Consider the following 25,778-nt stretch of genomic DNA (forward strand, 5'->3'; position numbering starts at 1 on the left):
CGGGCACCACCATGAACGGCGCACGAGCAGTACTCGACACCCTTGTGCACGGCGGCATCGACATCTGTTTCACGAATCCCGGCACCTCCGAGATGCACCTGGTCGCGGGCATGGTGGCGACACCGGAGATCCGCAGCATCCTCTGCCTGTTCGAGGGGGTGGCGACGGGCGCCGCCGACGGGTACGGCCGGATGGCGGGACGACCCGCCTCGACGCTCCTGCACCTGGGGCCCGGTCTCGGCAACGGGCTGGCGAACCTGCACAACGCCCGCCGCGCCGGTACGCCCTTGATCAACATGGTCGGCGACCACGCGACGTACCACAAACCGTTCGACGCGCCCCTGGACTCCGACATCGAGAGCATGGCCGGGACGGTGTCGGCATGGGTGCGCAGAACCGAGCGTCCCACCGATGCCGGGCAGGACACCGCTGACGCCATCCGAGCCGCCAGGACACCGGTCGGCCCTCTCCCCGGCGGCGTCGCCACCCTCGTCCTGCCCTCCGACGTCTGCTGGTCCGAGGGGGCCCGTGCCGTGCCCGTCCTCGCCCCGCCGCCCCCGTCCTTCGACGAGGCGGCGGTGGAGCGGGCCGCCGCGATCCTGCGAGGGAAGGACGGGTGCCTCCTGCTCGTCGGGGGCGGCAACACACGACGCGCGGGCCTCGCGGCGGCGAGCCGCATCGCGGCGGCGACCGGGGCCGACGTCCTGGCCGAGAAGTCCCCGGCGCGGCACGAGCGAGGAGCCGGCATCCCGCGCTTCGACCGGCTTCCCTACCCCAGGGACCTGGCGGCGGACCGGCTCAAGGGAGTGCGGCACCTCGTCCTCGCCGGAACACGCGAGCCCGTCTCGTTCTTCGCCTACCCGGGCAGGCCGAGCACCCTCGTCCCGCCGGACTGCGAGGTGCACGACCTCGGTGCGGCTCCGGGCGCCCTCGAATACCTGGCCGACCTGCTGGCACCCGGCACCACGCCGCCCGTCAGGGACACGGACCGGCCGGGGCTGCCCAGCGGGGAGCTGACGGCGGAGAAGGCCGCGGCCGTCATCGGCGCACTCCTGCCGGAGCGGGCCATCGTCGTCGACGAGGCCATGACCTCCGACCAGTGGCTGCCGGCCGCCACCGCCGGTGCGCCCGTGCACGACTGGCTCAACATCACCGGCGGCTCGATCGGCATGGGAATGCCGGTCGCCACGGGGGCGGCCTGCGCCTGCCCGGACCGGCCGGTCGTCAATCTGGAGGCCGACGGCAGCGCGATGTACACCCTCCAGTCGCTGTGGACGCAGTCGCGTGAGGGCCTCGACGTGACCACGGTCATCTTCAACAACGCCTCCTACGCGATCCTCGACTCCGAGTTGCGGCGGGTCGGAGCGTTCCAGGGCGCCGATGCTCTGCGGAGCCGGTCGCTCATCGACATCCCGGGACTGGACTTCGTCGCGCTGGCGAACGGCATGGGCGTACCCGCCACCCGGGCCCGCACGGCTGAGGAGTTCGCCCGTCAACTGCGCGCCGCCGTCGCGGAACCGGGCCCCCATCTCATCGATGCCGTGGTTCCGCCCGTACGGGCCTCCTGAGTCCGACCACGCCGCTCCGGCCGCCGACACCCCCCGTCCGAAAAGGAAGAACGGTGCCCACCTCCATGTTCCGGCAAGTCTCCCTGCTGCCCGGTGTCTGGCCGTCCCCCGGGCTCCTCGACGCCCTCCGCCCGCTCAGCGAACGGCCGCTGCTGCAACCGGGCGAATGGCCGTCACCGGAGTCGGACCTCGGGAAGTCCTTCGCACGGACGGACGCCCTGCTGGCGGGATGGAAGGACCCGCTCGACGCCGACCACCTGCGCCGGCTTCCCGACCTGCGCTACGTGGGCCTGCGTGCCACGTCGACCGACCGCGTCGACCTGGACCACGCGCGGCGGGAGGGCATCACCGTCTCGCCCATATACGGCTACGGCGACATCGGCACGGTGGAGTTCGTGATCGAGCAGCTGCTCGTCCATACGCGCCACAGCGGGGGCGTGCCCGGGGAGTTGGCGGGACGCCGGCTGGGGCTCGTGGGCTACGGTCCGGTGGCCCGGGGCGTCGGCAAGGCCGCCACGGCTCTCGGCATGGACGTGCTCTTCCACACACCCGGGCATCGCGCCACGGAGGCCGACGAGCCCCGGTGGGCGCCGCTGGCCGAGCTGCTCGGCTCTGCGGACTGCCTGTCCTTCCACTCACCCGCCTACCGCCACGTCGTCACCCTCCAGGACCTGCGCCGGGTACCGGACGCATGCCTCGTGATCCTGACGACCCTGGGGCTGCCGATGGCCGAGACCGATCTGCGCACCTGGCAGGCAGGCCGCTCCGGACCCGTGGTCCTCGACTCGTGCGCGGCCCACGCCGTCGGCGAATCCACCAGGCGGCTCCCCGGCATCGACGTACACGACCTGTACGCCGCGCGGACCACCGCATCGGTCCAGCGCGCGGAGGCCCAGCTGCTCGACAACCTCGTCGCGGCGCTCCGCTCGTGACGACGGCCCCGGCCCCCGGCCCCAGCCCCGGCCATGGTCGCTCCTCACGCGCGGGACGGCCCCGGCCCCGATAGCCTGGAGGCGAGCCCGTGCACCCGTCCTCGTCCGAGGGGTTGATCGGTCATTCTCCGCGCACTCGCCGACCGTCTGGGGATCGTCGCACGGGCGTTCCCCGCCGTGTGCCGTCGGCTCGGGGTGGCCCGGGCCGTCCGGCTGGGTGCTGGTGAGCTGCTCTTCGACCTGCGCCACGGCACCGAGACCGGAATCGACGTGGCGGCCCGGCACGAGGGGGCGAGCCCCTGGATGTTCGCCAAGCTGGTGCGGGTGCTGCCCGCGGACGGTCGGCGGGTGCTGCTCGACCTCGGCGCGGGCAAGGGCCGGGCGCTGTTGCTCGCCGCGCGGCACGGCTTCCGGGAGGCGGTCGGGGTGGAGCTGTCCCCGGAGCTCTGCGCCGTGGCCCGGGCGAACCTGCGTGGACGCCGGGCCGGGGCCGGAAGCTGTCGGACCGAGGTGCACTGCGCGGACGCGGCCGGGTTCGAGGTGCCGGACCGGGTCGACACCGTCTTCCTCTTCGACCCGTTCCCCGAGGAGACGCTGCGGGCCGCCGTCGGACGGCTGACCGCCTCTCTCGAACGGGCCCCCAGGGAGGTCCACGTCCTGTACCAGCATCCGAGGCTCGCCCGGGTGCTGACGGAGGCGGGGTTCTCCCCGGTCTACCGGATCGGCTCCGAGGGGATGGTGCTGCGCCGCGACGGCCGGGCCGACGGGGCGGCGGCTCCGGCTCCCGGTGCCGCGTACAGGCGGGACAGGAAGTCGTAGAGCAGCAGTTCCTGCGCCCGGGCGGCGGAGCGCAGCACCCGGTTGGCGTGCAGGTGGACGTAGTTGCCCGCCAGGGCGGCGATCGGGGTGCCGATCTGCCCGGTCCGCACCCCCTCGCGCAGCTCCGCCGCGAGGGACCGGACGGCGGCGGACGTGTCGTCCGCCATGCCCGGGCATGGACCCGGGTCCGCCAACAGGCGTTCCAGGGTAGCGCGTTCGCGGCGGAAGCGGTCGCCGATCCCGCGTCGCACGGCCTGGTCCACCCGGAACTCGGCACGGAAGCGGTCGCGGGCGGCGCTCACCAGGGCGCGCTTCTCGGCCCGCGACAGGCCGAGGTCGGTCAGCAGCCGGTCGATGCCGACCAGCGCGGCCCGCCAGCGGGAGTCCGCACCGCCTTCCGCAGCGCGCTCGATGCCGCCCTCCGTACCGGCCTCCGCGCAGAGCGACTCGACGGTGCGCAGCGCGGCCTCGCTGTCCTGCCGGAACAGGAGTTCCGAGAGCCGGATGCCGAGCGGCCCGCCGTAGCGCTCGATCTCCCGCTCGTAGGTGTCGAGTTGGACGCGCCGGACGACACCGTCCGCGAGCAGCGGCTGCGCCGCGTCGTACAGGGCCGGCAGGACGTCGGCGGCCAGGCGCCGCCGATCCCCGTGCAGTCGCACCCTGAGGTGCCAGTCCGGGTCGGCGTAGCGGACGTAGAACCAGCTGTCCGCCGCGCCCTCGGCGAGGGCGCGGCGGACGAGCGGCCGGACGACCCGGCGCAGGGCTTCGTCGGCGCCGGCCGAGCCGGTGTAGAGCTTGGCGTAGAGCCACTCGGAACCGGGCGGGAAGCTCCGCACGCACGGTCGCGCGTCGGGGGCACGCGGTGGCCCGGGGTCGGCCCGGCGCGCGGGCGGGTGCACCCGCGGATACCCGGGCGGGTGCGCGCCGGTACGGACGAAGGGGACCACCACCTCGTGGGTGAACCGCCCCTCGGGGCCGCGGGCGAGCACGTCCTCGCCGCCGAGGAACAGCTCCGCCACGGCGGCCGTGGAGCGGCCGGCCAGCAGCCGGGCCGCCATGTCGAGGAAGACGGTGTTCTCCAGGTCGACGGGCAGCAGCCGGTCGCCCTCCGCCACGGCGACCCACCGCGGCAGGCCCAGCTCCCGGCGCAACTCCTGTACGGCGACGAACCGTTCGCCCGGGGACGGCATCGCGAAGCGCGCCAGCTGGCGCTCGGTCAGGTTCCAGCGCGCCCGCGCGAGCACCAGGCGCCCGGAGACGATCCGCGGCAGGTACGGCGCGGCGGCGAGCGGCCCGAGGGCGGCGTCCAGCCCGTGCGCCTGCTGTGGGGCCTGCAGCGCACACAGGAAGCGGTACAGGCCGAGGTTCGCGGGGGCGGCGAAGTGGTGCGCGGACGTCAGGCGCGGGACGACCTCGGCCCCCAGCCGGGTGGAGCGCAGCGCCAGGCGGTCGCCGTCGGGGGTGAGGGTCAGGTCGGTCAGCGGGATCTGCTGGTCGGGCGGCGCCCCGGAGCGGCCGAGGCAGGGGATCTCGTGGCCGCGCAGCAGCGGCCGCCGCAGGACGTTGCCGATCCGCTCACCGGGCAGGTGGGCGATCTCCGCGAACACCGCGTCCGGCCTGAGCGCCTCCTCGGCGCGCAGATGGGCCCGGACGCACCGGGTGAGGTCGTCGCCGTCGTGGCAGAAGCGGCCCAACAGGTACGCTCCGGAGGGTCCGCCCAGGGCGGATATGTGCACCCGGTAGCGCCCCCGCGCCACCGCCTGCGGGCTCTCGGCGAGGATGCTCGCCACGACACCGAAGGAGTCGGGCAGCGGCGGCCGGTCGCTGGAGCGCTCGTCGGCGGCTGTGAGCGCGTCGAGCCGTTCCGGGCCGAGGGCGAGTTCCCGCGCGCCGGTGCGCACCGCCTCGCCCAGCCAGCTCAGCAGCAGCCGGTGGCGCCCGTCCCAGCGCTGCTCGCCGTCCGCCGGCCGACCGGAAGCGTCCTGGCCGTCGAGGCCTGCAAGGTCGAGGCCGTCCGGGCCGAGGCCGGCAAGGTCGAGGCCGGCGAGCAGCGGTTCGGCGGCGGCCATCGGGGCGGCCCGGACGGGGAACCCGAGGCCGGACTCCGGGTCCAGCGCCTCGCACAGCGGTACCTCGCGGGCGCCGTAGCGGGTCCGGTAGGCCGCGGTGAACCGTGCGAGTTGCGGGTCCGGGCGGGTGCCGCCCAAGCGGTGGACGAGCCGGGCGCCCCGGAGCACCTCGGCGGCCACCGCACGCCCCAGCACGGCCCGCGCGGCCGGCTTCACCAGGTCGATCCGGAACAGCCCGGACGGCCCGGACGGCCCGGACGGGTCCGCCGCCACCGGTGGGCAGGTGAGCAGCGCCGCCGCGCGGGCGTAGTGGCCGGACGCCTCGCCCGGCGGCCGCCGGTCCGCCAGGGCGAGCTGCCGCCGGGCTGCGTCCAACGCGGCCGTGACGGGGCCGAGCCCGGCCCGTTCGGCGAACGGCCGGACCTGGGCGAGCAGGTCCGCCAGTGGCTCGGGCCCGCTCACGGGCGGTGCGAGCTCGGGGACGAGGATCTGGCGCTCGATCAGCTCCTCGACGGCCCGCCGGACTTCCCCGGGCTCCACGTCCGGTTCGGCGGCGAGTACGGCGGCGACGAGTTCGTCCGGGCGGGCGCCGGATCCCGCCCGGACGACGGCGGCGAGGAGCCACGGCGCGGGCTCGACCTCGACCAGCCGGTGGGTCGGGCCCGCGTCCGTCCGGAGCACCTCGACGTACCGGAGCCGCCCGGCACTCCGGTACAGGCTGGAGTTGGGCCGGTGGACCAGGTGCAGTCGCACCTCCGGCCGCCGCCGCAGGTCGGCGGTCAGCGCGCCGAGGTAGCCGAAGTCCAGGCCGGTGCGGCGCCGGTAGGAGGAGGACGGTCCGAGTTCGAGGGCGGTCGGGCCGTCCGCCGCGGGGTCGACCGAGCCGACCGAGCAGCCGGCGAAGAGTCCGAACGGGGTCGGCCTGGCGGACATCCGGGCGAGGTAGCGCAGCAGGCTGTGCTCGGCGTTCCGGCCGCGCCGGCTGTCGGGTGAGTGCTCCCAGGTGTCCAGGCCCGTCGTGAGCGAGGAGGAGGCGACGGACAGCGCCTCCCGGACGTCGGCACGGCCGTACAGCGCCCGCAGCCGTGCGCGCACCCGCAGCCGGTCGCGCCGGACGGCGGCGCCGACCAGGTCCGGGTCCCCGCCGCACCGCGCGGCGGCCAGTCCCTCGCCCAGGCCCAGCAGGGCCTCCAGGGGCAGCAGCGGGGTGCGGAGCACGAAGAACTCCGCGGCCTCCCAGGCCGGTTCGCCCTGCACGGGCCCACCCCGGACGGGCTCCTCCTGCACGGACCGGCCGGGGCCGGCCGCGTGGGATCCCACCGCCGGTCAGCTCCGGTCGCGCAGCCGGGCCCACCCGCGCCGGAGCAGGAACGGCCACAGCGGCGGGGCCGACAGCCCCTGGGCGAGCGGGCGCGGCCAGAAGAAGTTGACGTTCAGCGCCCAGGCCGAGACCACCGTCACCTGGTGGTACCAGCCCACCGGGATGTAGAGCGATTCACCGGCGTCCAGGGTGCACTGCCACCCGGTGGCGCGGCGGGCCCGCGGGAACCGTTCGTAGTCGGGGAGGTTGGGGTCGAAGCGGCAGTGCGTGATCTGCGGGACGCGGTAGACGCGCCGGGCCTGCGAGGGCGGATAGAGGACGAAATGCTTGCGTCCGACGACCTGGACGTTGCAGTTCGGCGTCACGTCGCAGTGCAGCCCGGAGGAGGTCCCGAGCACGCCGCACCAGAGGTTGGTGTCGATCGGACCGCGTCGGTACCAGCCGGGTGGCGGCGCGTCGTCGAGCAGGTCCTCGGACAGCTGCCGGAGCTTCGCGTCGAGGTAGTACGAGCAGCGGAACCCGTCGGCGCACACCGCCCGGGTGATCTCACCGGCGCCGCTGCAGGACAGGGCGATCCGTTCCAGCCCGCCGGCGGTGTCCAGCACCCAGTCGAGGTACCGGCCGAAGGAGGTCCGCCCGCCGGCCGCGAGGTTCTGGAAGACGTTCCGCGGTGGCCCGTTCGTCTCCCGGACCGTCACCTCCCGCTCCCCGGCGACGGACCGCAGGTAGTCCACGTCCCAGCGGTGCAGGGCCGGCCAGTCCCGGACGTTGTCCAGGACGACCCGGGGCTCGCCCTTGCGCAGCGGTGCGCGGAAGTCGTCGCGGCTGACGCGCGGGACGGCTCGGAGGGCCGTGCCCCGCCCTCCCGGGAGGCTCGGCGGCATCTACTCGGGCCCGCGCCGCGTGGTGCGCCCCCGCCGGGATTCGGGCGCCCCGGGTGCCGACGCCGTCTCGTCGCAGGTCCACAGGCTCCAGCCCTGGGTGGTGAGCAGCGGATCGTCGAGGTTGCCCACGGTGGACCGTTTCAGGTCGAGGGTCTTCTTGCCGTCCTTCGGCTCCGTCGTGCGCTCCATGGTTCTCCTCCTTCGAAGCGAGGAACTCTCCGCCGGGAAGGCCTCGCGTCAGCGGGGCCTCGGATCGGCGGGGCCCCGGGTCAATTGCGGGACGTCATTTCAGGAAGACCTCCCGCGCCAGCCTCATTCCGAGCAGCTCGCGGAACTGCGCGCAGCCGTGCGACTTCCGGTCGGGCCCGTCGAGCCGGACCGATAGCTCGGCCATCCGCTCGCTGTAGCCGTCCAGCGCGGCCATGTTCTCGACCTCGGTCACGATCATGACGTTCCAGTCGTCACGGCCGGTCGGCGGGGAGACCAGGATGCGGTAGTCGCGGATCAGCTTCTGCCGCTTGGCCTCCTCCATCAGGGGCTTCCACCGCGCCCCCAGGTTCGCGAGGTAGGCGTTGGTCAGGCCGGGCTTGGTCTGGGCGAACTGCACCGACCACACCGGCCCCTCGGAAAAGGCGAAGTCACCGGCGGCCATGGCGGTTTCGTTCTCGGTCATCGAATTCTCGTTCCGGACGTTCGAGCGCGGTTCACCGGGCGTCCCCGTCCCGCAGGACGGCCCGCGCGGCGTTCCGCTCGGCGCACGGTTTCGAGGGGCGGGAGAGGGGCGCAATCGCGTACGGGACGGACAGGTGTCCCGTGACCGGACCGCCTTCCGGGCGGGCCACTCCTTCATGATGCTGCGGCGGACCCGGTCCCTCAACCGCTGGGGGAACGCGACGGAACGGCGGTGGCCCCGACGGAGCCACCGCCGGAGCCACCGAGGCCGTAGCCCGTCGGCCAGAGCCCGTCGCCTAACGTGAACCGGCCGGCTCGATGAGCGCGCTGGTGACGATCGTCAGCGTGGCCGGCGCGTTGGTCGCGGGGTAGCCGTCCACCTCGCCGCTCTGGGTGCCGCGCACCGACCACACGAACGCGACCGCGCCCTTGTCGTCCACGACGCGTTGCTGCAGCGTGAACGTGGCGTCCGGGAACGCGGTGCGGATCCTGGCGATCAGCTGGCGGGTCTCGTCCGCGCCCGTGGCGCGGTACCGCCGGGGCACGCTCTGCCGTTCTTCTGTTGCCATCACAGGTCTCCTGTCGGGATTGCGGGCACCGCACCGCCGGTCGGCGATGCGACGTGCAGGGCGCGGAGCGCCGTCGCCGTGGTGAACAGTCGCCGCCAGTCCTCGGCGACGACGTCGAGGCCCGCGATCGATTCCGTCCACGACGTCTGTTCCCAGGGCTCCGTCAGCTGCGGCCGGGGCACCCGGAGGATCGGCACGACGGGCCAACTGCCGTCCGGTCGCTGGTGTTCCACCAGCCACCGGGTGCCGCGGGCGAGGGCCGCCCGGAGGGCCGGGCAGTCGTCTCCGGGCGGCGCCGTGAGCAGCTCGCCCAGCGCCTGGACGGCCAGCGCGGTGGCGAAGGCGGCGCACGCGCCGTTCGGCGCGTGCGCCCAACCCCCGTCCGGGCGTTGGGCGCGCAGCAGCCACCCGGCGGCTCCCGCCCGGGCCGCTGCCGCCCCGGGCAGGTCGGTACGGCGGCTCAGCTCTCCGATCGCCTGCACCGCACGGCACGTGGTGTAAAGTCCGCCCGCCCACCAGTAGGCCTCCCAGTTGCCCTCCGGGCGCTGCTGGTCCAGGAGCCGGCGCGCGGCCCGCAGCGCCGCGCGCCGCTCCCGCTCACCGTCCAGGCCGGCCAGCAGCAGGGCGGCCACGGCGGTCACGCACGGGTGCGAGGAGGTCCAACCGCGCAGGTCGCCGGCGTCGGAGTGGAACCGGACGAGCCAGGGCTCCGGGTCCACGATGGTGGTGAACCCGCCGTCGGGTCGCTGCGTCGACAGCAGCCAGTCCAACGCCGGTCGCCACCGCTGCGGTTCGGGCGCGCCGATCCGGGTCAGGAACAGCAGGGCGTTCGCCGTGGAGTCGACGTCCACCGGCCACTGGCCGTTGTATCCCCACCCGGCTCCCGGAGCGCGGTTGGCGACCAGCCAATCGGCCGCCTCGGCAAGGGAGTTCACCGGAATCGGGTACGCCGCGGCCGGGGCGTTCGCCGGGGCCCCGGAGTCGGCCGTGGCCGGGGCCGGGGCCGGGGCGTCCGCCGCCGTGCCGACGGTCGCCAGGTTCCAGCCGACGTAGCCGGTGACCCAGGAGGTGCTCTGCTGGCCGAGCAGCAGGAAGTCGCCCCAGCGGCCGGCCGGATCCTGTTCCCGCCGCAGGTAACGGGCCGCTGCCGCAAGGGAGTCGGCAACCGTATCGGCGGTGGGCGCGGCCACGGTGGCGCCGGGGGCGGTGTCCCGCCGTGCCGCCGGACGGCCGCCCCGGCCCGCGGCGGCGCGCGCCCGGGCCAGCCCGTCCCGGCGCATCCGGTCGAGGTCCGCGCGCAGCCCGCGGACGGACTCGGAGAAGCCGATGAGCCGCTCCACCCAGCCCGCGGGCGGCAGGTCGGTCACCGCCGCCAGCGCACGGCACAGCTGCTCGGCGGCCTCGTCGAGGGTGTGTTCGGCGAGGCCGCCGTAGTGGAAGCGGCGGGCCGCGGCGGCGACCAGCTCGGTTCGGGCGGCGCGGGTCGCCGAGGGCGTTAGGCCCAGCTCGGCGAGCAGCCGGGGGACGAGCTGCGAGGGGTGGCCGTGCAGGAAGTCCTCCTTCCAGTCGACGCATTCGCGGTAGCGGGCGAGCCCGGCGTACAGGCGGCTCTGCGACTCGGTCACCGGTCCGACCGGCCCCGGCGTCCCGGCCAGCGCGGCGAACGCCTCAGTGGTGGTGTGCGCGAGCTCCGCCCCGGCGCCGGCCGGGTCCCAGGGGCGGCGGTAACCGGCGGAGAGCGACTGCCGGAACGGGTCCCGGCCCGGCAGGTCGTCCGCCAACTGTCGGGTGGCGTAACGCCGCAGGGACGCGCACTCCCGGTCGGCCCGGGCCGGTGCGCACTGGCCCCGGCTCTGCCGGAACCGCAGGAAGCGGGCCGCGCCGCCCGCCCGCGCGGCCAGCGCCACCCGTCGGGCCGCACCCATCGGGACGGTCGCGAAGTACTCGTACAGCAGGAACGGCAAGTGGTCGAAGAGTGCCCCGGGGAGCGGCTGCGCCGGGTCCCACGGGCGGTCCTCGCGGCCGGGCAGGCCGGCCCACTGCTCGGCGAACACCCGGTCGGTGTCACGGGTCTCCATCAGCAGCAGCGTCACGGTCGCCTCCGTCCTAGGCCACGGACTCGGCGCGGTAGGCGCGGAGCAGCACGTCGGGGGCCTGGGCGCCGCCCGGCCCGGCTCCCTTCACCAGCCGGTGGCCGAGGTACCGGCCGACCGCCGGCGGCACCCAGCCCGGCACCCCGCCCGACGGCACCCCGCCCGACGGTTCCGCGCGGCCCGGCCGCCACGGCTCGGGCGGCTCGTCGAGGCCGAGCGCGAGCAGGCCGTCCAGCCACGGGCCGTGCTGGTCGAGCCAGTCCAGTTCGGCCGCGGAAACGCCGAGGTGCTCGGCCAGGCCGTACTGCGGGAGGGCCCGGCGCGAGGCCGCGATCGCCAGGCCGACCTGGCACAGGGCCTCACCCGTGGTGCGCGCCGGGCCGGCGGTCTCCAGGATCCGGAACTGCTCCGCCAGCACCGCCGGCCCGGGCGTGCGCGGCTCCCGGTGGGCGTCGAGCCAGGGCCGCCAGGACGCCGCCACCGGTGTCGCGGGTGTCCGCCGGTCGCCCCGCCAGGCAGCCGCCCCGACCACCCCGAGCGCCCCTACTCCCGCGGCCGGCCCGGCCGGGGCACCGTACGGAGCAGTGGCGGGCGGCTCGGTCGGCAGGTCGAGGCCGAGCGTCGGACCCGCGATCCGCTGCCGGGTGGTCCGGATGGCGGCGTGCCAGCTCCCCTCCGCGATCCGGTCGGCCGCGCCCTCGGCGCGGTCCAGGTGGCCGAGCGCCAGCGCGCGGACCTCCTCGACCACGCCCTCCCGGGCGAGCAGCTCGGCCACCTCGGACACCGGGGGCCGCTCGGCCGACTCCACCCGCCGCTGCCAGCCGGCCCGCAGGAACGCCACCGTGAGGGGGTAGGAGTAGTGCCCGCGCCGGTAGTCGATCCGCCAGTCCGCCAGGTCGTCGGCGAGCTGGAAGGCCACGTAGTGGGCGTCGTGCGAGGCCTCCAGTCCGGCCAGCGGCCGCTCGTCCCCGCCGAGTACGGCGAGGGCCGCGAGGCAGGCCTTGGCGATCGCGGACTTGCCCGCGTAGACGAGCTCCAGCTCCTCCCTGGGGTACGGCTGGAGCAGGCCGCGGTGCCGGGCCTCCTCGCGCAGCACCGCCTGGCAGAAGTGCCCGAAGTAGCGGTCGAAGTGGCCCCAGAACGGGCTGGCGGGCGGCAGCAGCGCGTACAGCCCGTGCAGTGCCTCGCGCTGGAGGAGGCCGCCCAGCAGCAGGCCTCCCCCGGTGCGGGCACAGGGGCGGTCCAGCACCTCGTCCAGGGCCAGCACGTAGTCGAAGAGGTACGAGCCGCTGACGGACAGCGCCCGCAGCTGCGCCAGCGAGACGCGGGGGAAGGCGGTGTAGAACAGCAGCGGGTAGGTGTAGAAGACCCGGGGGTCGACTCCGGCGGCGATCCGCCGTTCGGACGGCAGGCCGGCGGTCGCCGGCAGGCCGTCCACCTGCAGCAGGCGGGCGACCCGGCGCCGCAGCGGCCGCCGGGCCTCCTCCACCAGGGCGTTGTCGCCCCGCCAGCCGACGTGCCGTTCGACCCGGACCCCGCCGTTCGGCCGTTCGGCTACCACCGGCCCGATACGACCGTCGTGACGACCGTGGTGACGCCGCTCGCCTGGGCCTCCGCCTCGACCCGCGACTCCAGCTCGACGAGCCCCAGCTCGCCGACCGGCAGGTCCTCGAACGGGACCTCCTCGAACGCCAGCTCCTCGAACGGCAGGTCGCCGACGGGCTTGCCGCGCTCCGCTGCCACGTCTCCAGCCATCATGTTCTCCTTCGTCTCGGTGTACCGGTGTCTGTCCTGTGCGCGACGTCGGTCGGTGGGCCCGGCGGCCCGGTCACCCGGTGGCGGTGCCGGCCGGTTCCCGCCGCAGCCCCAGCGCCGTCACGTGGCGCTCGGTCAGATGGTGTTTCGCGGCGAAGGCGCGCCGCTGCGAGGTGTTGCGGATGACCAGCTCCGGACGGGACAGCAGCTGACGGACCGGGTCGCGGATCTCCAGCCGGTCCCCGGGCCGGACCAGCGGGTCGGCGGTGCGCGGGACCGACACCTCCAGGAAGGCGTAGCCGCGGCCCCGGGACACCGTCAGGTTCACGAACAGCAGGTCGGACGCTACGCGCTCCACGTCGAGGCCGCCACCGGTGCGCAGCGCGGCGCTCAGCTCCCGGACATCGCAGTCGAAGGCCCGGAAGACCGTCCCGTCCTCGGTCAGCCGGCGCTGCAGGGCGTACCGCAGTTCGACGTACGCCATGAGGTCGCGCAGGACCGGGGCGCACGGTCCGAGCCCGTCCAGGACCTCGGCCGCCAGGTACCGGCACAGGTCCGGGACGAACCCGTAGAGGTAGTAGTCCGGCCGGAGCTGCTCCGGGCCCACGTGCCGGTGCTGCCAGCGCGTCCAGCCGGTCAGCACCTGCCGCAGGTCGGCGCCGGCGGTGCGCAGCGCGAGGAACAGCGTCGGGCAGGTGTAGGTGGCGGCGGAGATCGCCTTGGCCAGGTCGCGGTCGAGGTGCGGCGTCGGGATGTGGTAGAAGCTCGGGAAGATGTCGGGGTGGCGGGTGACCGTCGCGATCTCCTCCTCGTCCAGCAGGAAGAGCGAGATGTCGGAGCTGTGCCCGTCGAAGCGCAGCTCCTCGCGGTGCTCCTCGTACAGCGGACTGCCCACCAGCGGCGCCAGCAGGTGCATCTGCGCCTGGGTGTCCGGCGAGAGCTGCAGGACGTCGAGCGCGAGGTCGAGCGAGGCGACCGCGTCCTCGGTGGTCTCCTCCGGGAAGCCGACGATCAGGGAGGCGGTGCAGGAGATCCCCCGGTCGGTGCCGGAGCGGATGACCGGCAGCACCGCGTCGGTGCGCAGCCGCTTGCGCACCAGCGGCTGCATCCGCTGGGATCCGGTCTCGATCCCGAAGAACATCCCGCGGCAGCCGGCGGCGGCCATGGTGGCCAGCAGTTCGTCGTCCACCCGGTCGGTCCGCGCGCTGCACGCCCACTCGAAGCCCTGCCCGCCGTCGAGCAGGGCGGCGCAGAACGCCAGGACCCACCGCCGGTCGACGGTCAGCATGTCGTGCACCAGGTCGAACCGGGTGAATCCGTGGGCGTCCCGCAGGTGCCGCATCTCGGTGATCAGCCGGGCCGGCGACTTGATCCGGTAGTCGCGGTTGAAGAACACGTTGGTCGAGCAGAACGTGCACCCGTACGGGCAGCCCCGGCCCGCCTCCACCGGCGCGAGGTCCTGCAGGGTCCGCTCGAAGGGGTACAGGTCGTAGGCGGGGAAGGGCAGTTCGTCCAGGTCCTGCAGCAGGGGTGCGGCGGGTTCGCGCACCGGGCCGCCGTCCGGCCCCCGCCAGGTGGTGCCGGCCACGCCGGCCAGGTCGTCGCCCGCCGCCCACCGGTCGAGCACCCGGACGAGGGACCGGTCCGCCTCGTTGCGCACGATCGCGTCGATCCAGCCGAACTCGCGCAGGGTCGCGACGTCGACCACGGAGGCCTGCGGGCCGCCGAGCAGGATCCGTACGTCGGGATCCAGCTCGCGGCACTGCCGGGCCAGCGCCAGCGTCTGAGGGTAGGAGTTGCACATCGTGGTGAGGCCGACGACGTCGGGCCGGGACTCGCAGATGAGCTCCGCCACCTCCCGGTGGAACTCGGGCCCGTCCCCCACCCGGCCCTCCAGCAGCGCGAGCGTCGGATCCACCACCACCGGTTCGTGCCCGCTGCGCCGGGCCACCGCGGCCAGCCCGAGGAGGTTCAGCGGCACGTACGGCGAGGGGACCTTGCCGAAGTGCCAGTCCGCGTTGAAGCACGTCACGAGAGCCAGTCGCATCCTCGGCCCACCACACCCTGTCCCGGCCCCGGGGACCGTCGCTGCCGTCGCGTCGAAGAGTCGTCTACTCCGCGCGCGCACGACGCGCCAGCGGCCACGCCGCCACCCCAGGCCGAGCACCCCGCCCGGGCGTACCTTCGTGGCCGAAACGGGCCAAAGCGGGCCAAAAGGGGCCGGCCCGGTTCCGCGATCGTGCGGTGCACCCCGTGAAGCGCTTTGACGCGCTGAAGGCCGCTCCCCGTCACGCGAAATTCACAGACCGGGGTCTACTCGCATAGACAACGGTGGGGCATCCTGGTGCGATGCCGGCGCTCGAAGCCCGTCGTTCCCGTTGCCCGGGAACCGCGGGCGGTGGCGCCGGACGGATCGGTCGGCCCTCGCGCCGGAGCACCGCCGCGTCACCGCACTGCGTACGTCCCCTTCGTCCGGGCCGGTTCCCCAGGCCCGGTTCCGGGCTTCCCGCCCTCCTGCCGAGGCGCGGCAGGAGGGCGGGAAGCCGAGTCGGAGGCACACCATCCTCACCGGGAGATGCAGATGAAGCCACGCACCGCAGCCACCGTCGTCGCCCTGGCCCTGGCCGGCCTCGCGCTCTCGGCGCCCACGGCCGGCGCCAGCGGCACCAAGCTGTCGCAGTCGACGGCCGCCAGTCAGCTCAGCAACGCCGGCGTCACGTGGAGCTCCAGTGGGGGCTGCACCACCAGGTCCAACTCCACCTGTACCTCGTTCGACCAGATCAACTCGGGCACGGTGAGCGCCGTCATCACCCTCAAGCAGGCCAGCGGCTGCGCCATCAACATCACCGGCGGGACCGAGGTCGGCCACGCCTCCGGCACCTACAGCCACTACAACGGCTACAAGGTCGACATCGCCCGCAGCTCCTGCATCGACAACTACATCCAGAACAGCTTCACCTACATCGGCCTCCGGGGCGACGGCTACCCGCAGTGGAAGGCCGCGTCGGGCAACCTGTACTGCAACGAGGGCAGCCACTGGGACGTCCTCATCTACTGACGGCGGCCTCGGGTGCCGGCGCCCCGAGGGGCGCCGGCACGCCGGAAGGGCGTCGGCCACCGCGACGACAGCGCCGGCCTCGGCGACTATCGGGTCCTGCTCCTCCGGCGGCGCCCGGATCGACTACGGCATCCTGGAACGCACCGACCGGACATGGGCTTCGGACACCAACGACCCCGTCGAGCGCCAGCGCATCCAGTGCTACACCGGGCTGTTCATCCCCCCGAGCTGACCGGCAGCCACGTCGGCGCTGCCACCGCCCACACCACCGGACGCACCAGCCCAGTACCCATCCGGCTGGCCACCGCGCCGTTCGGGCACGCCGGCACCGAGTGGGACATCACGGCCTGCTCCGAGGAGGAGCTGGAACGCCTGACCGCCTGGGTCGGCCTGCACAAGCGGCTGCGGCCGTCGCTGCACGGCGGGCGGACCGTCCGCGCCGACCACCCGGACCCGTCGGCACGGCGTGGTCTCGCAGGACACCGCCGTCCCGTGGATCGCCGAGGGTTCGATCCGCGCGTCGGGGGCGGTGCTGTCCGCCGTCGGCCTGGCGGCGCCGCTGGTCGACCCCGCCGCCAGCCGGCGGTGGAACTCCATGTCGTTCTCGATCAGCGCACGGCCCGGGCAGGCCGTGCCGGGGCCGCGCGGGTGCGCTACCGACGGAGGACGGCCCGCGGCGAGCTCCGGTCGAGGATCACCGGCGACTGATCCACCGCTCCGGGGCAACGGGCCCGGCCCGTCGACCGCGATCGGGCGGCGGCGAGTTCGGCGCCCCGGGGGATCGGGATGGCGGCGACTCCGCACCAGTGACCGGCCGTCAGGATCAGCACCGACCGCGAAGCGGCCCGGAAGCCGGCGGCCTCGGCCGCCGTCCTCAGGCCACGGCCGCTCCGCTGCCGGCGATGACCTCGGGCCGCAGCAGGGCCGCGAGCCGCTCCGCCGGGAGCAGGCCCCTCTCCAGTACGAGTTCGGCCACGCCCCGGCCGCTGGCCAGGGCCTCCTTGGCGATGTCGGTGGCGGCCGTGTAGCCGATGTGCGGGTTCAGGGCGGTCACCAGCCCTATGGAGTTCTCGACGGTCGCGCGCAGCACCTCGGTGTTGGCGGTGATGCCGACGACGCAACGCTCGGCGAGGGTGTGGCAGGCCGCTCGCAGATGGGTGATCGACTCCGACAGGGAGTGCAGGATGATCGGCTCGAAGGCGTTGAGCTGGAGCTGCCCCGCCTCGGCGGCCATGGTGATCGCGACGTCGTTGCCGATCACCTCGAAGGCGACCTGGTTGACGACTTCGGGGATCACCGGGTTGACCTTGCCCGGCATGATGCTCGAACCGGCCTGCACCGGTGGCAGGTTGATCTCGCCGAGGCCGGCGCGCGGCCCGGAGGACAGCAGTCGCAGGTCGTTGCAGGTCTTGGACAGTTTGACGGCGACGCGCTTGAGGACGCCGGACATCTGGACGAACGCGCCGCAGTCCTGGGTGGCTTCGACCAGGTTGGCGGCGGTGACCAGGGGCAGCCCGGTGATGTCGGCGAGGTGGCGCCGGGCGGATTCGGCGTATCCGGCGGGGGCGTTGAGCCCGGTGCCGATCGCGGTGGCGCCGAGGTTGATCTCGTGGATGAGTTCGACGGCTTCCGCGAGGCGGCTGCGGTCCTCGTCGAGCATGACGGCGAAGGCGGAGAACTCCTGGCCGAGCGTCATCGGCACGGCGTCCTGCAGCTGGGTACGGCCCATCTTCAGGACGTCGTGGAACTCGGCGGACTTGCGGGCGAAGGCGTCCTGGAGGACGGCCATCGCGTCGAGCAGGCCCCGCACGGCGAACACGGTCGCGATCCGGACGGCGGTCGGGTAGACGTCGTTGGTGGACTGGCCGAGGTTGACGTCCTCGTTGGGGTGCAGGTGCCGGTACTCGCCCTTGGCGTGGCCCAGCAGCTCCAGCGCCCGGTTGGCGACGACCTCGTTGGCGTTCATGTTGGTCGAGGTGCCGGCGCCGCCCTGGACGACGTCCACGACGAACTGGTCGTGCAGCTTGCCGGCGCGGATCTCGCGGCAGGCGGCGACGATCGCCTCCGCCTTCGCGGGTTCCAGCAGGCCGAGTTCCTCGTTTGCGAGGGCAGCGGCCTCCTTCACGGCGGCCAGCGCGTCGATCAGGTGCGGGTGGGCGGAGATGGGCGTGCCCGTGATGGGGAAGTTCTCGGTGGCGCGCAGGGTGTGGACGCCCCAGTAGACGTCGGCGGGGACGTCGCGGTCCCCGAGCAGGTCGTGTTCGCTGCGGGTGGCGGCGGTCATGTGTGTGCGGGTCCTCTTCTCGGAGTGGTGGGTCGGGTCACGCGGGGGCGAGCAGGGCCGACGGGTCCAGCGCCGCCACCGGCCGCACGCCGCCGACGGGCCGGCCGCCGCCGGTCGCCGGCTCCCCCGCGAACCCGGTGAGCAGCCGCGGGTCGACTCCCGCCAGCGCCAGGGCTGCCGCCGCCACCGGGACGCGCGCCCGGTTCGCCCCGTCGGCGATCTTCAGGGCGATGGCGCGGCCGTCCGGCAGCGCGGCGATCTGGACGCCCTCGAAGCCGTCCTTGGTGAGCAGCCCGGGTACCGCGTACATCAGCTCGGCCATGTCCCGCCCCGCACCGGAGGCCATCTCCGGGTGGCTGCGCAGGGCGTCCGCCACCCTGAATTCGGGGGTCCCGGGCGCGCCGGTGGCGATGCGCGCGGCGGCACGGGCCAGGCCGCGCAGGGAGACGGCGAACAGGGGGGTGCCACAGCCGTCCACGGTGGCGCGCGCGATGCGCTGGCCGGTGAGGTCCTCCACGACTTCCGCGATCATCCGCTGGAGCGGATGCTCGGGGGCGTCGTAGTCCTGCAGCGGCCATCCGTTGAGCTTGCAGAGGTGGAGCATCGCGGCGTGCTTGCCGGAGCAGTTCTGGGCGAGCCGGGAGGGAGCACGGTCCTCCCGGATCCAGGTGTCGCGGACGGCCGGGCCGAACGGCAGGTCCGGAACGTTGCGCAGGTCGTCCTCGGTGAGGCCGGCGAGCTCCAGGATCCGCCGGGCACCGGCGAGGTGGCGTCCCTCGCCGGAATGGCTGCCCATCGCCAGGGCGAGCAGTTCGCCGTCGAGCGGCAGTCCCGCGCGGACCATGGCGACGGCCTGGACGGGCTTGAGGGCCGATCGCGGATAGAACGCGGCCTCCGCGTCGCCAAGCTGGAACCGGACCTCGCCGTCGGCGCCGAGGACGACGACGGAACCGTAGTGGGTGCTCTCGACCACGCCGCTCCGGGTGACGTGGGCGACGGGTGCGTGGCGGGGTTCACGGATCGCGGGCGCGTCCGTGAGGGGGCTGGTGAGCATGACTGCCTCGATCGGTGATGGTGTGGGGGCGCTGGCCTACGTGCCTGCGGGCGGCGGGCCCGGGCGGACGCGCGGTGGGTCCGCGCGGTCCTCCCGGACCGCCCGGGTTCAGTCGTCTGCTCCGGCGGCGGTGCGCGCGACGCGCCCGCGGATCGTGTACCAGCCGGCGACGAGTGCGGCGGCGATGAGCGGTATGCACAGCACGGTGGTGCGTCCGGCTCCGCCCTCGGCGTACATGAGGACCAGGACGGCGGCGAGGAAGGCCAGCGTCACGAGTTCGGTCCAGGGCGAGCCGGGCAGTCGGTAGCCGGGGCGGGTCAGTTCACCGGTCGTGCTCTTCCGCCAGAACAGCAGGTGGCAGACCATGATCATGCCCCAGGTGGCGATGATGCCGACGGCCGCGAGGTTGAGCACGATCTCGAACGCCTCGGCGGGGACCACGAAGTTGAGGCCGACACCGAGGACGCACATGCCGCTGGTGAGCAGGATGCCGCCGTAGGGCACGTGGCTGCGGCTCATCCGGGCGGTGAAGCGCGGGGCCGATCCGTTGACGGCCATGGAGCGCAGGATGCGGCCGGTGGAGTAGAGGCCCGAGTTGAGCGAGGACATCGCCGCCGTGAGGACGACCAGGTTCATCACGCTGCCCGCCGCCGGGACACCGATGTGGGAGAGCACCGTCACGAAGGGGCTCTGGCCGGAGGTGTAGGCACTCCACGGCATCAGCATCGACAGCAGCACGACCGAGCCGACGTAGAACAGGCCCACGCGCCACATGATCGAGTTGATCGCCTTCGGCATGATCTTCTCGGGGTTCTCGGTCTCCCCGGCCGTCACGCCGACCAGTTCGACGGAGGCGTAGGCGAAGACGACGCCCTGGATGATCAACAGCATCGGCAGCAGGCCGTTGGGGAAGATCCCGCCGTTGTCGGTGATCAGCGACGGACCGGGTACGACGCCGTCGACCGGGTGCCGGGTGACGAGCAGGAAGATCCCGATGCCCATGAAGACGACCAGGGCACTGACCTTGACGATGGCGAACCAGAACTCGAGTTCGCCGAAGATCCGCACCGAGATGAGGTTCACGGTGAGGACGACGGCCAGTGCTACGAGCGCGACCACCCACTGGGGAACGTCGGAGAACAGGTGCCAGTAGTGGGTGTACGTGGCGACGGCGGTGATGTCGGCGATGCCGGTGGTCGCCCAGTTGAGGAAGTACATCCAGCCGGCGGTGTACGCGCCCTTCTCCCCCATGAACTCCCGGGCGTACGACACGAAGGCGCCGGAGGAAGGGCGGTACAGGACGAGCTCGCCGAGCGCCCGCACCACGAGGAACGCGAAGACTCCGCAGATCGCGTACGCGACGAACAGGGAGGGCCCGGCATCGGCGAGCCGGCCGCCCGCGCCGAGGAACAACCCGGTGCCGATGGCACCGCCGATGGCGATCATGTTGACGTGCCGGGCTTTCAGGGACTTGCTGTAGCCGGCGTCACCGGCGTCGACGTGACGGGTCGTGGGGCGCTTCTCGTCTTTGAGGAACTGCTCGCTCACGCCTCGGCTCTGCCTTCTCTTGGGGTGTCCGCCCGCTGGGGGCGCACGATGTCGGTGAGGGTGGCCTCCACGCGGTGGAGGTGGTGGGACATCGCCTCGACGGCGTCGGTCTCGGAACCGTCGATCAGGGCCTCGACGATCGCCCGGTGCTCGCAGTTGGACTGCTCGCGCCTACCACAGAATTCGTTGAGGAAGGTCGACTGACGCGCCAGTGCATCACGGATCTCCTCGATCACCCGGCGGAACACCGGGTTGCGGGAGGCCTCGGCCACCGCCAGGTGGAACACGGTGTCCAGGGCGACCCACGCGGTGGTGTCGGTCTCCCGCTCCATCCGGTCGAGCAAGTGGGCCAGGTGGTCCAGGTCCTCCGGGGTCCGGCGAAGCGCCGCGTAGCCGGCGACCGGGATCTCGACGTGCCGGCGGACTTCCAGGAGGTCGCCGGCCGCGTAGTCGCCGAAGGTGGGTTCCTCGACCGTGTTCGCCACGACGAAGGTGCCCTTTCCGGTCTTCGAGACCGTCAGGCCCATGGCCTGCAGGGCACGGAGTGCCTCCCGCAGCACGGGCCGACTGACCTCCAGGGTCCGGCACAGCTCTGCTTCCGAGGGGAGCTTGTCCCCCACGGCGTACTGACCGCGCTCGATGGCGCTGCGCAGGTGGCCGAAGACCGCTTCCATCGCGCTGACGCGCCGCGGGATCGCCCCACCTGTCTGGCTGTCTGACAGGTTCACGGGCTGATCCTGGGGTTCGGAGCGCCGTGGTGTCAAGACCCCGGAGTCGTCCGCGAGACCTCCGGTGAACTCGGCCGCACACGCACCTCTCGCTCGCCGACGCGAGTCGGCGCAGGGGTCGACGTCGACCTGGCCGCGGCCACCAGAGCATGCACCACCGCCGAGTCGAAGGCCATCTCGGGATGCCACTGCACGCCGACCGCGAAGCGGTGCCGGGTGCTCTCGATCGCCTCGACGGTGCCGTCCGCCGTGCGGGCGGCCACGATCAGGCCGGCCCCGAGGGACTCCACCGCCTGGTGGTGGTGCGTGGCGACCTTGCGGGTCCCTGGAAGGAGCGCACCGATCCGCGTCCCCGGCACCGTGGTGACGGCGTGGGGGGAGAAGTGCCCGCCGTGCAGGTTGTGCCCGTGGTGACCCAGCCTCTCGGGGAGGTGCTGGATCAGGGTGCCGCCCGCGTGCACGTTCATCAACTGCATTCCGCGGCAGACTCCGAGCACCGGCACGTCACGCGCGAGAGCCTCGGCCAGCACGGCCCGCTCCCACCGGTCGCGCTCGCGCACCGGCGGTCCCGTGCACGGATGCGGCCGCGCCCCGTACAACGCGGGATCCACGTCCTCACCGCTGGTCAGGACGATCGCGTCCAGACGCGCGACGACGTCGGGCGCGGCCTCCGGCGCGTCCGGCGGCAGCAGGACCGCACGGCCGCCCGCCGCCTGGAGGCAGCTGACGTACGCCGCGGGAAGCAGTGCGGCGGGCAGCTCCCACTCCCCCCACTGGGCATCGGCGAGGTAGGTGGTCAGTCCGATGAGTGGCTTGGGCATACCACTTCCTTCCAGGGGGCGGGGGGTCGATCGTCGACGGCCGTCTCCCCCCGGCCCATCCGCTCGACGGAGGCGGGTGCGGGCGGGCTGGGGAGGAGGGGGTGCACGGCCCCTCGGGCACACGGACGCGCCCGAGGCGGGTGGGGTGGGTCGCGGACCCGGGGGCGGAGGCTTGCGCATTCGGGCCGCGAGCAAGAATCCTGCTGCCGTTCATGCTTAAGCACAAGAAAAGACATCTTCGCGACAGATAAGTGAGCCTTAACTCCGTGCAGAGACTCGACCCCCGGTTGCTCGCCACCCTCGAAGCCGTGGTCCGCCACGGCTCCTTCAACGCCGCCGCCCGCGAGCTGGGCTACAGCGCACCCGCCGTATCGCAACAGATCGCCGAACTCGAACGCCGCGCCGGCCTCATCCTGATCGAGCGCCGACCCGTGCGCGCCACCCCGGCCGGCAGGGTCCTCCTCGACGCCGAGCAGCGCGTGCGGAGCGCACTGGCGGCGGCGGCCGTGGAACTCGACGCCATGCGTGCCGGCACGGCCGGACGGATCAGGCTCGGCGCCTTCGCCTCCTCCGCCGCGGGCATCGTCCCGAAGGCGCTGGCGGAGCTCCACTCGATCTATCCGGACGTGCAGGTCAGCCTCTCCCAGGTGGAACCGGACGCCGGCTACAACCGGCTCAAGCGGGGGGACATGGACCTGGCCCTCAGTTACGACTACGACTTCATTCCGGTGCCACCGCCCCGGACGCTGCGCCGACTGCTGGTCGCACGGGACCCGGTCGTGGCAGTCGTCCCGGCGGAGCACCACCTCGCCCACCGGGACGTCATCGACCTGGCAGACCTCGCGTCCGAGACGTGGATCGCGGCTCCGGAGGCCGCGTTGCGCCTGGAACTGCTCGCCCAGATGGCCAAGACGCCGGGCTTCCAGGCCCGCTTGGAATACGACGGCGACGACTTCAACACCGTGCTCGGCTTCGTCTCCGCCGGCCTCTGCGTCGCCGTCATGCCGAGGCTGGCCCTTCCCCCGGGCATCACCCAGGTCGTGGCGCGTCCCCTCGCCGGTCCGGAGCTGACGCGCTTCATCTACACCGTCCGCATCGACACCCGGCACGCCCCGCGCGCCCTCCTGGCCCTGGAACGGATGCTCGCCGCGCAGGCACTGGCCGCCCTCTCATGAGCCGGGGCGACGCCGCGACGAGTGCGCGGCCGAAGGATGCCGGCCGCCCGTGGGCCGGCCCTCCGGGCAACCGCTCACGCCCCCGAGGGGATGCTCCGGTCGGCGGTGAGCCGCTCACGCCACTCGGCCACGGCGACGGGGGACATCGCCGCGAGACGGGCGATCACCTCGTCGTCCCGCCCGTCGGTCCAGCTGAGGACTCGGGTCAGGACCGTGTTCCGGACCAGGCGGACGTCCTTGAGCAACTCCTCCAGGCGCTTGAGTTCCTCCCCCGTGGCGGCGAGCATGTCGTCCACCGCCGCCCTTTCCTCGGCCCGCTGTTGCCACAGGTAGGCCGTCAGGCCGGTGAGGACCACGCCGTCGTCGGCCGCAGCGCCGCGGAACGTCTCGGCGAGGTGGTCCAACACGCAGTCAGGGGCGTCGGCGAGACTCGCTCCCACGACCTTCGCGCTCTCCCAGCTGCTCCGTCCGGCATCGCTGGTCCGCAGCCAGAGCCCGGCCTCGACCGGGACGCGGTCGCCGCAGGCGGCCGCGCGGTGGGCGTACAGAGCCGCGCGGTGACCGTAGAACGCGTAACCCTCCTCGATCCGAACGCCCGCCGGAGCGCACATCCGTCCCGGAACGCCGCCGTAACCGGATTCGGGTTCGTAAGCGGCGCAGCCGTCCAACTCGGCGTCGGTGGCCGTCGCCCAAGCCGGGTCGCACAGCTCCGGATTCCGGGCGAGGAAGTCGGCCACCTCGACCCGCCATGCGGGAACCGGACTCATGCGGGGTTCGGCCCAGACCACCGTTCCCGTCTCGTCGAGCGTGTACCGGCAAGCCTGTTCGAGATCGGTCCAGGCTGTGGCGGCTTCGGCGGACCATTCCAGATCCTCGCCGGGGCCCACACGGTGCAGCGAGCCGATCACCCGCTGGACCAGGGGCAGTACCCGCCGGACCAGTGCGTGGAGCTCCTCGGCACCGAAGAAGCGCCAGGTGTCGGTGCCCTGGTCGTCAACAGCGCGGTGGGTGAGCGGGAGGGCGAAGACCGCCGGGGAAGGCAGAGCGCCATCGCCGACCGTGGCCCGGCGGTGTCCCGGGAACCAGAGGTCGGCGTCCTCGTCCCGCGTTCGCCAGTCGGTGTCCCCGAACCAGACGGCACCGGTCGCGGCATCGACGGCGAGCCACTGCTGGTAGCCGTTACCCGGCCCGAACCGTTCCTGGTGGTGCTCGGCCTGCCGGTCGTGCCACACGTACTCCGCTGGTGGCGGATTGAGCTGGACGGCGACGAAACCGTCCTGCGGGGTGTACCCGACGACGACGTGTGCGGCCGGTTTGCTGTCTTCGGTCCCGGACATGCGGCTCCCTCCGTGCCGGACCGTGGCGGTTCCGCCACTGTGCGGCACCGAGCCTGCCCTGCGAGAGTCGTACGATCAAATCCGATCAGTAGTGGACTTGTCACGCCGCGAGGGTCCGTGCACGAGCGGAGCCGAGGGCGGGCGATCGCAGAACGCCGATGCCCCCACCTGCACGGCAGGGCATGAATCCGGCCTTGACGCGACGTCACCGGGCGTCGCATGATCAGCGCGTGAACCTGTCAGACAGCAAGACAGGAAGTCCGAGTCCACGCCGGAACCCTGCACCGGCGTGCGGAACCTGCATGGAGCCGTCCGAACCGGCGGCCCAGACGGTCCCGGGCACCCGGGCGGAACCGGAAGGGCCCTGACACGCCGCTGTGCCGGGCTCAGTACTCGAGCGCCGGCGGGGTGTGCGCAGCAACGCCCGGTTCGGCAGCCGTTGGAGAAGGCGCAGCCCCAGGATCCGGCGTCGCCCGGAACGGGCTTCCCCGTCGGCAGTGGGCTGCTGCTGCGGACGGCCGGCGTCCCTGGCAGTGGACGGGGCCACCCGCCCACGACGCGCCCGGCCGGTCGGCCTCGGCGGAGCACATCGGTAGTTGTTCGCCTGGACGCCGCCCCAGGCACCGGCGCTGGCCCGGCGACTGGATCCGGCCCGAGGTGAGGACCGTGCTGTAGTCGCACTGTGACCGCGGCCTCGGCCCGGGCGGCCACGCCGCCCGCCGCGGCCGGAGCGGCCACTGCTCCGAGTGGAGCCCACGAGTGGTGGCCGTCTCCCGGCGGCCCGAGGCTGGGCTGCGCAGTCCCCGGACGAACCGTGCGGCGGCGGCCGGCACCACGCGGCGCCGTCCGTTCCGGGGCCGTGAGAGAGACGGGACCACATGATGGGACAGGGCGACAGCCCGGGCCACCCGCCGTCCGTCCACGGGAGCGCCCGGTCCGGGCGAATACCGGCGCGACACCGGTGGGGACGGCGAGGCTCCCGGGGCGCACGCACCGGGACAGCGCTCGCCACGGCCGGTCTGGCCGTCCTGGGGGCGGCCGGCCCGACGCCGGCCGGTGCGGTGTCACCGGCCGTCCGCGCTCCCCTGTCG

General features: G+C 73.6%; 20 protein-coding genes and 1 pseudogene. 6 read left to right on the forward strand and 15 right to left on the reverse strand.

The window, feature by feature from the left end; translation table 11 throughout:
* Positions 1–11: 11 nt before the first annotated feature.
* The 3 genes from ACGFSC_RS23970 to ACGFSC_RS23980 all read left to right on the forward strand — a co-directional run bounded on the left by ACGFSC_RS23970 (position 12) and on the right by ACGFSC_RS23980 (position 3,319).
* Positions 12–1,568, forward strand: a complete 1,557-nt coding sequence (locus tag ACGFSC_RS23970; RefSeq protein ID WP_359897277.1) for an acetolactate synthase large subunit — start codon at positions 12–14, stop codon at positions 1,566–1,568.
* Between the two features lie 53 nt (positions 1,569–1,621).
* Entirely contained in the window at positions 1,622–2,500 is an 879-nt protein-coding gene (locus ACGFSC_RS23975; protein ID WP_359897275.1) for an NAD(P)-dependent oxidoreductase, read from the forward strand.
* 177 nt (positions 2,501–2,677) lie between these two features.
* Positions 2,678–3,319 (forward strand): class I SAM-dependent methyltransferase, encoded by a 642-nt coding sequence (locus ACGFSC_RS23980; protein ID WP_359897273.1) that lies wholly within the window; start codon positions 2,678–2,680, stop codon positions 3,317–3,319.
* Here the strand turns inward: ACGFSC_RS23980 and ACGFSC_RS23985 are convergent.
* From ACGFSC_RS23985 to ACGFSC_RS24025, 9 genes are all read right to left on the reverse strand, one after another.
* The gene (locus ACGFSC_RS23985) at positions 3,214–6,645 is read right to left on the reverse strand and encodes a lantibiotic dehydratase (RefSeq protein WP_359897271.1); all 3,432 of its coding nucleotides are present in this window, start codon (positions 6,643–6,645) and stop codon (positions 3,214–3,216) included. The two genes, ACGFSC_RS23980 and ACGFSC_RS23985, sit on opposite strands and share 106 nt — an antisense overlap.
* Before the next feature lie 69 nt (positions 6,646–6,714).
* Positions 6,715–7,593, reverse strand: a complete 879-nt coding sequence (locus tag ACGFSC_RS23990; RefSeq protein ID WP_359897269.1) for a cupin-like domain-containing protein — start codon at positions 7,591–7,593, stop codon at positions 6,715–6,717.
* Positions 7,594–7,782 (reverse strand): hypothetical protein, encoded by a 189-nt coding sequence (locus ACGFSC_RS23995; RefSeq protein WP_359897266.1) that lies wholly within the window; start codon positions 7,780–7,782, stop codon positions 7,594–7,596.
* 94 nt (positions 7,783–7,876) lie between these two features.
* Positions 7,877–8,266 carry a hypothetical protein gene (locus tag ACGFSC_RS24000; RefSeq protein ID WP_359897265.1) on the reverse strand — a complete coding sequence of 130 codons (390 nt, stop codon included), beginning with the start codon at positions 8,264–8,266 and terminating at the stop codon, positions 7,877–7,879.
* Positions 8,267–8,561: 295 nt separating this feature from the next.
* Positions 8,562–8,834: an ester cyclase gene (locus ACGFSC_RS24005; protein WP_359897263.1), complete on the reverse strand. Its 273-nt coding sequence runs from the start codon at positions 8,832–8,834 to the stop codon at positions 8,562–8,564.
* Positions 8,834–10,927, reverse strand: a complete 2,094-nt coding sequence (locus ACGFSC_RS24010) for a prenyltransferase/squalene oxidase repeat-containing protein (RefSeq protein ID WP_359897262.1) — start codon at positions 10,925–10,927, stop codon at positions 8,834–8,836. Before ACGFSC_RS24010 ends, ACGFSC_RS24005 begins: the two co-directional genes overlap by 1 nt.
* Positions 10,928–10,940: 13 nt before the next feature.
* Positions 10,941–12,488 (reverse strand): hypothetical protein, encoded by a 1,548-nt coding sequence (locus tag ACGFSC_RS24015; protein ID WP_359897260.1) that lies wholly within the window; start codon positions 12,486–12,488, stop codon positions 10,941–10,943.
* Positions 12,482–12,685 carry a hypothetical protein gene (locus ACGFSC_RS24020; RefSeq protein WP_359829662.1) on the reverse strand — a complete coding sequence of 68 codons (204 nt, stop codon included), beginning with the start codon at positions 12,683–12,685 and terminating at the stop codon, positions 12,482–12,484. The genes ACGFSC_RS24015 and ACGFSC_RS24020 overlap by 7 nt, the downstream gene beginning before the upstream one ends.
* A 70-nt stretch (positions 12,686–12,755) precedes the next feature.
* Complete coding sequence (locus ACGFSC_RS24025; RefSeq protein WP_359897259.1) at positions 12,756–14,729, reverse strand: B12-binding domain-containing radical SAM protein; 1,974 nt, start codon at positions 14,727–14,729, stop codon at positions 12,756–12,758.
* Between the two features lie 528 nt (positions 14,730–15,257).
* Here ACGFSC_RS24025 and ACGFSC_RS24030 point away from each other — a divergent pair.
* Positions 15,258–15,740: a hypothetical protein gene (locus ACGFSC_RS24030; protein ID WP_380352678.1), complete on the forward strand. Its 483-nt coding sequence runs from the start codon at positions 15,258–15,260 to the stop codon at positions 15,738–15,740.
* A 133-nt stretch (positions 15,741–15,873) separates the two neighbouring features.
* A pseudogene (locus ACGFSC_RS24035) lies at positions 15,874–16,448 on the forward strand (alpha-galactosidase).
* Positions 16,449–16,614: 166 nt separating this feature from the next.
* Here ACGFSC_RS24035 and aspA read toward each other — a convergent pair.
* The 5 genes from aspA to ACGFSC_RS24060 all read right to left on the reverse strand — a co-directional run bounded on the left by aspA (position 16,615) and on the right by ACGFSC_RS24060 (position 22,175).
* Positions 16,615–18,024, reverse strand: a complete 1,410-nt coding sequence (aspA, locus tag ACGFSC_RS24040) for an aspartate ammonia-lyase (RefSeq protein WP_359897255.1) — start codon at positions 18,022–18,024, stop codon at positions 16,615–16,617.
* 37 nt (positions 18,025–18,061) lie between these two features.
* The gene (locus ACGFSC_RS24045) at positions 18,062–19,078 is read right to left on the reverse strand and encodes an asparaginase (protein ID WP_359897253.1); all 1,017 of its coding nucleotides are present in this window, start codon (positions 19,076–19,078) and stop codon (positions 18,062–18,064) included.
* Between the two features lie 108 nt (positions 19,079–19,186).
* A complete protein-coding gene (locus tag ACGFSC_RS24050) occupies positions 19,187–20,626 on the reverse strand; it encodes an amino acid permease (RefSeq protein ID WP_359897252.1) in 1,440 nt (479 codons plus the stop codon).
* On the reverse strand, positions 20,623–21,300 hold the full coding sequence (locus tag ACGFSC_RS24055) for a FadR/GntR family transcriptional regulator (protein WP_359897292.1): 678 nt from the start codon (positions 21,298–21,300) through the stop codon (positions 20,623–20,625). The genes ACGFSC_RS24050 and ACGFSC_RS24055 overlap by 4 nt, the downstream gene beginning before the upstream one ends.
* 86 nt (positions 21,301–21,386) lie before the next feature.
* A complete protein-coding gene (locus ACGFSC_RS24060; protein ID WP_359897251.1) occupies positions 21,387–22,175 on the reverse strand; it encodes a gamma-glutamyl-gamma-aminobutyrate hydrolase family protein in 789 nt (262 codons plus the stop codon).
* 266 nt (positions 22,176–22,441) lie between these two features.
* On the opposite strand from ACGFSC_RS24060, the gene ACGFSC_RS24065 reads away from it, so the two are divergent.
* The gene (locus ACGFSC_RS24065; protein WP_359897250.1) at positions 22,442–23,350 is read left to right on the forward strand and encodes a LysR substrate-binding domain-containing protein; all 909 of its coding nucleotides are present in this window, start codon (positions 22,442–22,444) and stop codon (positions 23,348–23,350) included.
* Between the two features lie 74 nt (positions 23,351–23,424).
* Here the strand turns inward: ACGFSC_RS24065 and ACGFSC_RS24070 are convergent, their stop codons facing one another.
* Entirely contained in the window at positions 23,425–24,687 is a 1,263-nt protein-coding gene (locus tag ACGFSC_RS24070) for a hypothetical protein (protein ID WP_359897248.1), read from the reverse strand.
* Positions 24,688–25,778 lie beyond the last annotated feature (1,091 nt).

It is taken from the genome of Kitasatospora sp. NPDC048715 (genome assembly GCF_043198905.1).
Classification (GTDB): Bacteria; Actinomycetota; Actinomycetes; order Streptomycetales; family Streptomycetaceae; genus Kitasatospora; species Kitasatospora lactacystinica.

Excerpts from the sequence above, each read along its gene's own strand:
- ACGFSC_RS24030 (WP_380352678.1), top strand. The coding sequence starts at position 15,258 with ATGCAGATGAAGCCACGCACCGCAGCCACCGTCGTCGCCCTGGCCCTG.
- ACGFSC_RS24070 (WP_359897248.1), bottom strand. The coding sequence starts at position 24,687 with ATGTCCGGGACCGAAGACAGCAAACCGGCCGCACACGTCGTCGTCGGG.
- ACGFSC_RS23995 (WP_359897266.1), bottom strand. The coding sequence starts at position 7,782 with ATGGAGCGCACGACGGAGCCGAAGGACGGCAAGAAGACCCTCGACCTG.
- ACGFSC_RS24060 (WP_359897251.1), bottom strand. The coding sequence starts at position 22,175 with ATGCCCAAGCCACTCATCGGACTGACCACCTACCTCGCCGATGCCCAG.
- aspA (WP_359897255.1), bottom strand. The coding sequence starts at position 18,024 with ATGACCGCCGCCACCCGCAGCGAACACGACCTGCTCGGGGACCGCGAC.
- ACGFSC_RS24000 (WP_359897265.1), bottom strand. The coding sequence starts at position 8,266 with ATGACCGAGAACGAAACCGCCATGGCCGCCGGTGACTTCGCCTTTTCC.
- ACGFSC_RS24055 (WP_359897292.1), bottom strand. The coding sequence starts at position 21,300 with ATGGAAGCGGTCTTCGGCCACCTGCGCAGCGCCATCGAGCGCGGTCAG.
- ACGFSC_RS24020 (WP_359829662.1), bottom strand. The coding sequence starts at position 12,685 with ATGATGGCTGGAGACGTGGCAGCGGAGCGCGGCAAGCCCGTCGGCGAC.
- ACGFSC_RS24045 (WP_359897253.1), bottom strand. The coding sequence starts at position 19,078 with ATGCTCACCAGCCCCCTCACGGACGCGCCCGCGATCCGTGAACCCCGC.
- ACGFSC_RS23990 (WP_359897269.1), bottom strand. The coding sequence starts at position 7,593 with ATGCCGCCGAGCCTCCCGGGAGGGCGGGGCACGGCCCTCCGAGCCGTC.
- ACGFSC_RS23970 (WP_359897277.1), top strand. The coding sequence starts at position 12 with ATGAACGGCGCACGAGCAGTACTCGACACCCTTGTGCACGGCGGCATC.
- ACGFSC_RS24005 (WP_359897263.1), bottom strand. The coding sequence starts at position 8,834 with ATGGCAACAGAAGAACGGCAGAGCGTGCCCCGGCGGTACCGCGCCACG.
- ACGFSC_RS24025 (WP_359897259.1), bottom strand. The coding sequence starts at position 14,729 with ATGCGACTGGCTCTCGTGACGTGCTTCAACGCGGACTGGCACTTCGGC.